We start from the raw sequence: 10204 nt of genomic DNA, 5'->3' as shown, positions 1-10204 counted from the left end.
CGTGGCATGCCCGCACAGGGCCACTTCGACTGCCGGAGTGAACCAGCGCAAGCGCCAGCCGTCGCTTTCGCGGTGAAGGAACGCGGTCTCGGACAGGTTCATTTCGAGCGCGACCTTCTGCATCCATTGCTCGTCGCGCGGCGCGGGGAGAATGCAGACGGCCGCCGGATTGCCACGGAAAGGTTCGGCGGTAAAAGCGTCCACCTGATAAATGGGTATGTTCACGGTGCGTCCGATAACGATTCGCGCCGCGATTCATACACGTGGGCCGTTGCGCGGTCAATTCGACGCCTCGGGTCGGAGGCGTTGACCCAGCCGAAGCTGGCCTTTGGTGAGGTGAGGCTGCTGACGAGCCGGTTCGCGAGGACGCTTACTGCGCAAACGTCTCCGCCAGGGCCACGGCTTTGAGCATCGCCTTTGATTTGTTCACCGTTTCCTGGAATTCCGCTTCCGGGTCGGAGTCGTTCACCCAGCCGCCGCCGACCTGCACATGAGCCCTGCCGTCCTTGATGAGCGCCGTGCGAATCGTGATGCAGCAGTCGAGGTTGCCGTTGAATGAAAAATAGCCGACACAACCGCCGTAAGGCCCGCGCGTGGTTTGTTCAAACTCGGATATGATCTGCATCGCGCGAACCTTCGGCGCGCCGGTGAGCGTGCCGGCGGGAAACGTGGCGCGCATCAGGTCGTAGGGCGTCTTCCCTGCCGAGAGCCTGCCCTCGACCTCCGAGACGATGTGCATCACGTGGCTGTAACGCTCGATGATCATGAGGTCCTTCACCAGCACGGAGCCGAAATCGCACACGCGGCCAATATCGTTGCGCGCGAGGTCCACCAGCATGACGTGCTCGGCGCGTTCCTTGGGATCGGCGAGCAGTTCCTTTTCCAGCGCGGCGTCCTCATCGGGCGTCTTGCCTCGGCGACGCGTGCCGGCGATCGGGCGGATCTCGACGCGCCGGTCTTCGCAACGAACGTGAATCTCCGGCGACGCGCCGACGAGCGAAAAGCCGTCCAGCTCGAGCAAAAACATGTAAGGCGACGGATTGATGGAGCGGGCCGCGCGATAGATGTCAATCGGTTCGGCCTTCACGGGCGTGGAGAAACGTTGCGAGCCGACGATTTGAATGATGTCGCCGCCGGTGATGTATTCCTTCGATTTGCGCACGTTCGCGAGGAACTTTTCCTTGAGCACGTTCGACTCGAATGGAATGGACGGAACTTCCGATGGCAGACTCACCGGCTGGTATTGGGACGGTTGCTCGAGCAATGAGACGATGCGCTCGATTTCACCGATCGCGTCCTCGTATGCCGCAGCGGCGCCGGCCGGATTGTCCACGATCGCGTTGACGAGCACGGTAAGAGTCTGAGAGACGCGGTCGAAAATGAGCAGTTGATCGGCGATGAGGAAATACATCGTGGGTGTGCGCAGATCATCGCGCGGTGGCCGCAGCACGACTGGTTCGACATCGTGAATGAACTCGTAACCGATGAACCCAACCGCCCCGCCGGTAAAGCGCGGGAGACCCGGCAGCGGCACGGCGCGATATTTTTCCAGTTCAGCCGCGACAACATCGAGGCCGTCGCGGACGGTTTCCCCCTCGCCCGGCTTCGTCACCCTCTCCCCATCTGATGGGGAGAGGGTGGGGGTGAGGGGCTTTCCCGCTATATGGAATGTCTCGATTGCTTTCCCGCCCTTGATCACTTCGACGCGCCCACCCGTCTGCTTGATGACCGCGCGCGGGTTGCAGCCGACGAACGAGTAGCGGCCCAGGTGCTCGCCACCTTCCACCGACTCGAAGAGAAACGATTCGCCCTGCCCGCGGATTTTGCGATAAGCAGACAGCGGCGTCTCGAAGTCGGCCAGCAGCCGGCGCGTCACGGGGATGAGGTTGCCCTGCGCCGCCAGCTTCACGAATTCGTCCTGCGTTGGAAAATACATTGCCGGGCGAATTGAACACAACCGACCCCGGTCTATCAACCACGGAGTCGCCAGACGTTTGTTGTCACCGGCCGGCGCGCCGCCTATCATCCCGCGCCATGATAACGCTCCCACGGTTCATACCACGGCTCGCTCCGGGCGCCATGCTGGTTTCAATCTCGCTGCTGGTGAACGCGCAGAACGTTGCGGCGAACAAGACTGCGCGCGAACTGCACGCGTTGTTCGACGCCGAATGGAACTACACGATGGAGCAAAACCCGACGTGGGCTTCGTCACTCGGCGACCGTCGCTGGAACGACCGCTGGGAGGACGCCAGCCTCGCTGCTATCGGGAAACGGCACGAGCACGCGAAGGAAGTGTTGGGGCGGCTGCAAAAAATCGACCGCAAAAAGCTCCGGCCCTCGGACCAGCTCAACTGCGACCTGTTCCGCAAGCAGTACGAAACAGGCGTCGAAGAAGACCAGTATCACTGGTATTTAGTGCCGTTGAACCAGCGTGAAGGCATCCAGACCGCCGACGAGCTGGCCGACGCGCTGCGCTTCGAGACGGTAAAAGATTACGAGGACTGGATCGCGCGGCTGCGCTCGTTCCCCGTTTACATGGACCAGACCATCGCGTTGATGCGTGAGGGAATCCGCGAGCGGATCGTGCAGCCGAAGGTCGTGATGGAGCGCGTGCCGGCGCAGATCGACAAACAAATCGTCGAAGCGCCGGAGAAAAGCCCGTTTTACAAACCGTTCCAGAGTTTTCCGCGTTCGATTCAGGAGCCCAACCGGGTGCGGTTGGAAAAAGCGGCGAAAGAGGCCGTCACGGCCGACATCATTCCGGCCTATCGCAAGTTCAAGGAATTCTTCGTGGGCGAGTATCTGCCGGCCTGTTTCGATCAGGTGGGCGCGTGGCAGTTGCCGAACGGCGGCGCGATGTACGCGTTCTTCGCACGCAAATACACGACGACGAAACTTACGCCGGAGGAAATTCACGCGATCGGCCTGCGCGAAGTGACGCGCATTCGTGGTGAGATGCAAGTGGTCATGGACAAGGTCGGGTTCAAAGGTTCGCTTCAGGATTTCTTCAAATTCCTTCGCACCGATCCGCGGTTTTATTTCCAGTCGCCGGACGAATTGCTCACCGCCTACCGGGCGCTGGCCAAGCGCATCGACCCGAACCTGGTGAAAGTTTTCCGCACGCTGCCGCGCATGCCTTATGGCGTCGAACCGATCCCGGACAAAATCGCGCCCGACACCACGACGGCCTACTACCGCCAGCCGGCCGCCGACGGCTCGCGTGCCGGAACATTCTTTGTAAATCTTTACAAGCCTGGAACGCGGCCCAAGTGGGAGATGACGGCGCTGTCGCTCCACGAGTCAGTGCCGGGGCATCATCTGCAAATCGCGCTCGCGTACGAGCAGGGCGAATTGCCGAAGTTCCGCCGTTACGGCGAGTACACGGCGTTCGTCGAAGGCTGGGGGCTCTATGCCGAGTCGCTGGGCGAGGACATGGGCCTTTACGACGATCCGTACGCAAAATTCGGCCAGCTCACCTATGAAATGTGGCGGGCGGTGCGACTGGTCATTGACACCGGCATGCACGCCATGCACTGGGACCGGCAGAAGGCGATTGATTACTTCATGGAGAACGCGGCGAAGCACGAACTGGACGTCGTCAACGAAGTGGACCGTTACATTGCCTGGCCGGGCCAGGCGCTGGCCTACAAGATAGGCGAGCTGAAAATCAAGGAACTGCGCTCACGGGCCAGAAAGAAACTGGGCGGCGGGTTTGATCTTCGCGAATTCCACGACGTGGTCCTGAAATCCGGCGCGGTGCCACTCGACATTCTGGAGCGCAACGTGGATGAATGGTTGGCGGCAAAAAAACCGTGAGGCGCCGTTCCTAACCCGCTCCGTCCACGATCTGGCAGATCATCGGTTTCATCTTTTGCCCGGTGCGTTGCTCGTATTGTTCGGCGATGGTTTTCATGAAATCTTCGGCCTGATGATAGGCGACGAGGTTGATGGTCGCGCCTCCAAAGCCGCCACCCGTCAGCCGCGCGCCAAGGCAGCCCGGATGCCCGCGGGCCAGTTCCACCAACCGGTCGAGTTCGGGACAACTGTTCTTCAGATAATCGCGCGAGCTTTCGTGGCTGAGGAGCATGTACTGGCCGAACTGCCGGTGGTCGTCGTCGGCCAGCGCGCGCTCGGCGAACGTCACGCGCTGGATTTCGCTGACGACATGGTAGGCGCACTGGTACTGGCGTTCGTTGAGGCGCCCGCGGCCGGCCTTGAGAGAGACCAGTTCGACCGAGCGCAGCGCTTTCGCGCCCAGTGCGTGCGCGGCCGATTCGCAATTCTCGCGCAGTTCGTTGTATTCACCGCCGACAAGCCGGTGCTTGACGCCGGAGTCGCAAACCACGATGGCTTCACCCAGCAACGGCGCGTGATGGACGCTCTGAAATCGGCAATCGATGTTCATCACGTGATGGGCGCGTCCGAACAGACATGAGAGTTGATCGAGCAGTCCGCAGTTCACGCCCGCGAATTCGACCTCGGCGGCCTGGCAGAGCCGGGCGAGATGGAGCTTTTCCTTCGCTTCGAGGGGTGGCAGGCGGCCACGGCCGTCGCGCGGTGGCGGAACCGACGCGCCGAGTTCGGTGAGCGAGTAGGGAAACAACTGGCGCACCATGAGCGCGGCGGCGACCTCAAGCGCGGCGGAACTGCTCATGCCCGCGCCAATGGGAATCGTACTGTGAATGGCCGCGCTGAAACCGCTGAAGTGAACGCCGCGCTTGCGCAACTGGACGAGCACGCCCTTGACGTAATCCGCCCACGGCGCAGCGGGATTGTGCTTCAATTCGCTCATCCAGAAGATTTCCGCGCCGGGAAAGGCGGAGGAGACGAGTTCGACCTTGCCGTCGGTGCGCGGCGACGCGGCGATGAAGACGTATTTGTCCACCGCCACCGACATGACGATCCCCTCGTTGTAGTCGGTGTGGTTGCCGAGCACCTCCAGCCGGCCCGGCGCGCAAACGGCGTGTGTCGGCGTGTAGCCGAAATGTTTCTTGAAGAGGTCCCGGGCGGCCGTGTCCAGACTATTTGGCGGCGGCATCGAACTTCCTTGCCAGCGTGAAATCTTTTTCCGTCAACCCGCCCTGGTCGTGCGTGGTGAGCGCAAGCGTGACCTTGTTCCAGCGAACATCAATGTCCGGGTGGTGCCACGCTTTTTCGGCCAGGTCCGCCACCGCGTTGACGAATTTCATGGCGGCGACGAAGTCTTTGAACGCGAATACACGCGTGACGATCGCGCCTTTCTTTTCCCACAGCGGCACGGTTTTCAGCGCCGCCTCGATCTGAGTGGAGGTCAGTTTGGCCATGGCTTCAAGGGTATCGCGCGCAGACGGTGTGGTCACGCCGAAAAGCGCTAGGGCAGCGTCAGGCAGAGGTAAATCCAGTTCAGCAGCACCATGGCGACGAGGACGGGTTTGAACGCGGGAACGGCCGGCGCGCGATAAACGACCGCCAGGCAGCGGCGGCCGAAAAGCCGGTCTGTAATCCAAACAGCGAACCACAACACAATACCCAGGCACGCGAGGAATGTCAGCGGGTTCCAGCGAACCGCGTTCGCGAAATCGAAACTGGAACAGGCGAGGATGCACCGGGTGCTGCCGCAGAAAGGGCAGGGGATGCCGGTGAACTTCTTTAGCGCACAGAACGGAAGCGGAAGGTTCCAGAGGGAGGACAGGCGCGCGGCTGCGAGCAGGAACAGGAGCCCGGCAAACATCCAGGCAGGCAGGAGGCCGGGCGCTGGAGCCTTTCTCGTTCCTGAAATGACAGGCGGAACGTTCACCTTTTTTCTCCACCCAGGACCGGCGGCGGGGCGGGTTGAACTTGTTTTGACTCGAGGAGAATGCCGACGCTGCTTGCCACGGCCCAGAGCAATCCGGCCAGGAACACCAGCATCCCCAGCAGCGCCCAGCGCAGATGCGACCACATTTCCTGAAAATCAGCGCCGATCTCCTCCTGTGACGGTTGCGACCGCGGGCCGTTGGCGAAGTACCAGGTGACGAACTTCAATCCGAAAACCATCGTCAGGATCATCCCGGCCACCGCGAGCAGCAACTGGAAATAGCCCGTCACGCGTCCGGCGACGAGCGAACCGCAGCCCGGCACCGCCAGATTGGCGGTGAGGCATCCCCAGGCAGTCGTGCGGTCAAGGGGCTTGCGCTGGCCGAGGGCCAAAGAGATCTTCATAGGCGTACATCAACGAAGCCGTCGCAAAGGGCACCGTGACCAGCGCGATGAGTTGTTGAGCCAGTGACAGAGGCGCCAGACTGATCGCCATTTTCATGATCGCTTGAAAGTTTGGAGCACTCCCGCTGTTCATAAGGAACGGAATCATCACTGAAAACACGTGAATGAGCGAATAGCACATGAACAAGATCAGTGGGAGATAGGCGATGACCAGAATGCCGAAAATGTGGAACCAGCAACGGGTGATGACCCGGCGGCTCGCTTCCATCGCACCCCAAAACTCCAACCGCTTGTCCGCCACGAGCGCCAGGCTGAATTTCCACGCCACCGCCAGATAGATGCCGGGCAGCAGGCAAATCAACCAGCCGATAAAAGTCAGCACGGCGATCACAATCCCCGTCAACATGAATTGAACAAAATCCTGGCCGAAAGCGGAGAACAGATCACCGATGCCGGCGGGCTCTCCGCGCACTCGTCTCAAAAAAACCAGGAGGAAACCGCCGTAAAGAGCGCCGAAGATAATGAAGTATGCAAGTGGACCGATGATTGGCACGAATCCCAGGGAAAACCGGATCAGCAAAAGCAGCAGGCTTGCGCCCAGGAACAGAGCGAAGTTGTTCACGAGCAAAGCCCATCCCCGACTGAGGCAGCTCCCGATGTTCAATTCAACACCCCGCGTCAGTGCCGCGTCTGCAACCGAGCCCGGATCGGCTGATCCAACCAGCGGCGGCGCCGGAAACCTTGCGGCAAGGGCCGCCGAGAATTCGGCGAACGACGAGAGCGCCCGCCACTCGGTGCCGCCCTGCGCCTGCGCGAGCGTCTGGCCGTTGGCGCGGCCCTCAAGAATCCAGGCGTTGATCTGGTCCGCAGTGACCGGGCCATACTCCTGTCGGTCGCCACCGATGATTTTATACATGCCGCACCTCTTTGGTCGCCCCAAGGTTCATTCGTTCCCGGGCCGGGGCCCGCTCGGGTACGAATCTGTTCTGCGGAGGGAGCCGATTCATGACGCGCGATTCTCAAACGCCGCTTTTACCTCCGGTCGGGACAGAATGATCAACGCCCAGATCCCCGGGGGGACGCCCAGGCAGCAACAGGGAGACAGGCAGGGCACGACAGCGACGACGGCAGCCGCGACACACCAACCGTAGTTGCTCAGCCGGGTCATTCGCCAGCCGCCGACGATGACCAACACGTTCAATGCCAGCGCGAAACTGTAAAACAAAAGTCCGAGGCTACCTGACATGATTTGCACGAAGTTGTCGAGTTCCGGGTTGCCGGAGGATTGCGTTTGGAAAAACGCCCGGCCCAGAACATGACCGAGCAAATTCAAGGAATTGGCCATGGCTCCAATCGCGCCCGCCACTATCAAGAGAATGCCAGGAACCTGGACCGTCCGAGTTTCGATGGAAGCCCGCGGGCTCGCGAGAGGCGAACTGCTTAAGGAGGGCGGCGCCGAGGCCGTGGCAGTCCGCAGCGCATCGGCAAATTCGGAATAACTGGAAAGCGGCTTCCAGGGACCGTTTTCGACCATGACAAGGGTTTGACCGTTCGCGCGGCCCTGTCCAATCCAGGCCCGGAGTTCGTCGGCATTGACCGGGCCGTACTCCTTCTGATCGGCCCCTATGATTTTGTACATGGACGGAGGCTCGCTGGAAATATTTTGTCCGTCAAGCATGGCACGGTTTCAGCGACCGATTAGGTTCGTGCGTTCAAGTCTGAGAGGCTGGCGGTGGCGCTTCAGAGGTCGTGTTCGGCGTAACTGGCGTCGTGGACACTGTTCCAACGTCGGGCGAAGGCGGCGGCGTTGGAGCCGGCGCAGGAGATGGCACGGACGGAAGATTGGATGGTGCGGAGGCAGGTGGCGGCAACGCGTTTGCCGCCGGGGGCGCACAGAAAATGTTTTCGTAAGCACAGACCATGGCACCGACCGCCACCGGAACAGTGAAGAAGATGCCAATGCCGCACGCCGCCAGGCCGAGGAGCCCGACCAACGCCGCGAGGAGAAACAGTCCGAAGCATTGCCACCAGTGATGAGTCACGACCCTGCGGCTGCACTCGAGGGCCGGCCAGAAGTCGAGGCCCTTGTCGAGGATCAGCAACGGCGTGAACAGCCACCACGCCACGATCAGATAGACCGCCGGAATCACACACAGGAAAAACCCGATGAACGTCAACGCATGCGCAATCAGGCCCGACACGATCAACGGCAGCAGCGCGAGCGTGAACCCCGAGAAAGTCACGCCGAGGTCCGCAGGCTGGGCGCGAAGCCGCTTCAGGAACAACAGGCTCAAACCTCCCTGCAGGACGAACCCGAGGAGCACGTTGGTCGGAATGCCCACCACGAGGAAGAAGCCAAGCCCCACGCGAACAACGAACACCAGGGCGGTCGCGCCCACCAGCAGCCAGAAGTTGTCCCGTAACAGGGCCCAGCTCCGGCTGAAGCAATCCCCGATGTCGACGCGGTAATCACGCGCGATGATTTCCGCCGCGAGCTTGTCTCCGATGGAAGCGTTGATTCTTGGCGGCGCGACGACGCCGGACCGGTCGGTGATGACGCCGGCGAATTCGGGAAATTCCGACAACGGTTTCCAATCGCCCGCGCCTTCCGCGCAGGCCCTGGTTTGTCCATCCACGCGGCCCTCGGCGATCCATTTGCGCACGCGCTCCGCCGGGACAGGGCCGTACTCCTTCAGGTCTGCTCCGATGATTTTATACATAGTTGTCCTGCGTCAGCCGGAAAACACGAGGGCGGGCGGCAAAGTTGCAGGAAAATCAGGCGCGCTTCCGCCCGCCGGACCCTGCGCGGGCGGGCGGAGTCAAGCCGGCGTGGCGGCAACCAGCGCTTCAAGTTTTTCTCCGGCGTTCCCCTCGTCGATCAGGCGGGCAGCCAGTTCCCAGCCTTCCACCAGCGATTTCGTCCTGCCCGCGACGAACAATGCGGCGGCCGCGTTGATCAGCACGGCGTCACGTTTGGGGCCGCGTTCCTTGCCGCGCAGGATGCTCCGGACGATGGCGGCATTGGCAACCCGGTCGCTCCCCGCGAGGTCCGCCAGTGTCGCGGATTGAAGCGGGAAATTCTCCGGCGACATCACCGACCGGGCGAAACCGCGGTCCTGATAGAATTCCGCCACGTGCGTTTCCCCCAGCGTGGAGAGTTCGTCAAGAAACCGCAACGGCTCGGGGCCCGACCCCGGGCTCCGATTTCCGGACTCCACTTGTCCGCTGACCACCATGCCGCGCCGGACGCCGAGCGACTGGAGAACGCGCGCGAGCGGTTCGCACAGTTCCGGGCTCGGCACGCCAACCAGTTGCGCGCTGGGACGGGCGGGATTCAACAAAGGACCCAGGAAATTGAAAACAGTCCGCTGACCCCGTTCGGCGCAAAGCTTGCGCGCGGGTCCAATATGGCGGAACACCGGATGAAATTTGGGGGCGAAGAAAAAGGCGAAGTGGTGCTCGCGCAACGACCGCGCCGCTTCGTCCGGCTCAAGGTCAATTTTGACGCCGAGTGCTTCGAGCACATCCGCGCTGCCGGCCTGCGAAGTGATGGCCCGGTTTCCATGCTTGGCCACGGTCACTCCCGCGGCGGCGGCGACGATGGCAACCGTGGTCGAGATGTTGAAGGTGTTGAGGCGGTCGCCGCCCGTGCCGCAGACATCGAGGATTTCACGCGACCGGGTCGCAGCGTCGAGCGGCGGCGCGACGGACATGTCACGCAGCGCGCGGGCGAACGCTGCCATCTCCTCGACGCTCTCGCCTTTGCGCGCGAGGGCGGCGAGAAATCCCGCCTTGGTTTCAACCGAAACACTTTCATCCACGAGCCGGCCGACCGCGGCGGTCGCCTGCTCGCCGGACAAGGAGATGTTGCGGGTGAGCTGGTCGGCCAGTTCTTCGAGCACGCGGAGAGTATAGCGGATGCCGGACAGCGGCGGAAGTTGGAAGTTGCCGTCCGGGAGTCGAACACGGGAATTGAAAATTTTCCTGCTCTTTCGTCCGTTTCACGGTCACATTTCGGCCCGTG

Annotated in this window: 11 protein-coding genes; 1 reads left to right on the top strand and 10 read right to left on the bottom strand. The window is 61.8% G+C overall.

Going from position 1 to position 10204, the window contains the following annotated elements; all coding sequences use genetic code 11:
- Window positions 1-225, bottom strand: a 225-nt coding sequence (locus tag VN887_04545) for a PhzF family phenazine biosynthesis isomerase (protein ID HXT39276.1), incomplete at its 3' end; no start/stop codon positions are given.
- A gap of 145 nt (window positions 226-370) precedes the next feature.
- Window positions 371-1936 (bottom strand): anthranilate synthase component I, encoded by a 1566-nt coding sequence (gene trpE, locus VN887_04540; GenBank protein ID HXT39275.1) that lies wholly within the window; start codon window positions 1934-1936, stop codon window positions 371-373.
- A gap of 98 nt (window positions 1937-2034) precedes the next feature.
- On the opposite strand from trpE, the gene VN887_04535 reads away from it, so the two are divergent.
- A complete protein-coding gene (locus tag VN887_04535; GenBank protein HXT39274.1) occupies window positions 2035-3816 on the top strand; it encodes a DUF885 domain-containing protein in 1782 nt (593 codons plus the stop codon).
- A 10-nt stretch (window positions 3817-3826) separates the two neighbouring features.
- Here VN887_04535 and VN887_04530 read toward each other — a convergent pair whose 3' ends face one another.
- The 8 genes from VN887_04530 to trpD all read right to left on the bottom strand — a co-directional run bounded on the left by VN887_04530 (window position 3827) and on the right by trpD (window position 10082).
- A complete protein-coding gene (locus tag VN887_04530; protein ID HXT39273.1) occupies window positions 3827-5038 on the bottom strand; it encodes a galactokinase family protein in 1212 nt (403 codons plus the stop codon).
- Window positions 5022-5303 carry a 4a-hydroxytetrahydrobiopterin dehydratase gene (locus VN887_04525; protein ID HXT39272.1) on the bottom strand — a complete coding sequence of 94 codons (282 nt, stop codon included), beginning with the start codon at window positions 5301-5303 and terminating at the stop codon, window positions 5022-5024. Before VN887_04525 ends, VN887_04530 begins: the two co-directional genes overlap by 17 nt.
- Before the next feature lie 47 nt (window positions 5304-5350).
- The gene (locus VN887_04520; protein HXT39271.1) at window positions 5351-5776 is read right to left on the bottom strand and encodes a DUF2752 domain-containing protein; all 426 of its coding nucleotides are present in this window, start codon (window positions 5774-5776) and stop codon (window positions 5351-5353) included.
- Window positions 5773-6180, bottom strand: coding sequence for a hypothetical protein (locus VN887_04515; GenBank protein HXT39270.1), 408 nt, complete (start codon window positions 6178-6180; stop codon window positions 5773-5775). The genes VN887_04520 and VN887_04515 overlap by 4 nt, the downstream gene beginning before the upstream one ends.
- Window positions 6140-7096 (bottom strand): DUF4339 domain-containing protein, encoded by a 957-nt coding sequence (locus VN887_04510; protein ID HXT39269.1) that lies wholly within the window; start codon window positions 7094-7096, stop codon window positions 6140-6142. The genes VN887_04515 and VN887_04510 overlap by 41 nt, the downstream gene beginning before the upstream one ends.
- Window positions 7097-7183: 87 nt before the next feature.
- Window positions 7184-7858, bottom strand: a complete 675-nt coding sequence (locus VN887_04505; GenBank protein HXT39268.1) for a hypothetical protein — start codon at window positions 7856-7858, stop codon at window positions 7184-7186.
- Between the two features lie 34 nt (window positions 7859-7892).
- A complete protein-coding gene (locus tag VN887_04500) occupies window positions 7893-8900 on the bottom strand; it encodes a DUF4339 domain-containing protein (protein ID HXT39267.1) in 1008 nt (335 codons plus the stop codon).
- 99 nt (window positions 8901-8999) lie between these two features.
- A complete protein-coding gene (trpD, locus tag VN887_04495; protein ID HXT39266.1) occupies window positions 9000-10082 on the bottom strand; it encodes an anthranilate phosphoribosyltransferase in 1083 nt (360 codons plus the stop codon).
- Window positions 10083-10204: the final 122 nt, after the last annotated feature.

This window comes from Candidatus Angelobacter sp., from assembly GCA_035607015.1.
In the GTDB taxonomy this organism is placed as follows: Bacteria; Verrucomicrobiota; Verrucomicrobiia; order Limisphaerales; family AV2; genus AV2.
Note: the sequence above shows the minus strand (reverse complement) of the source record. Positions and strands in the feature narration are given on the sequence as shown.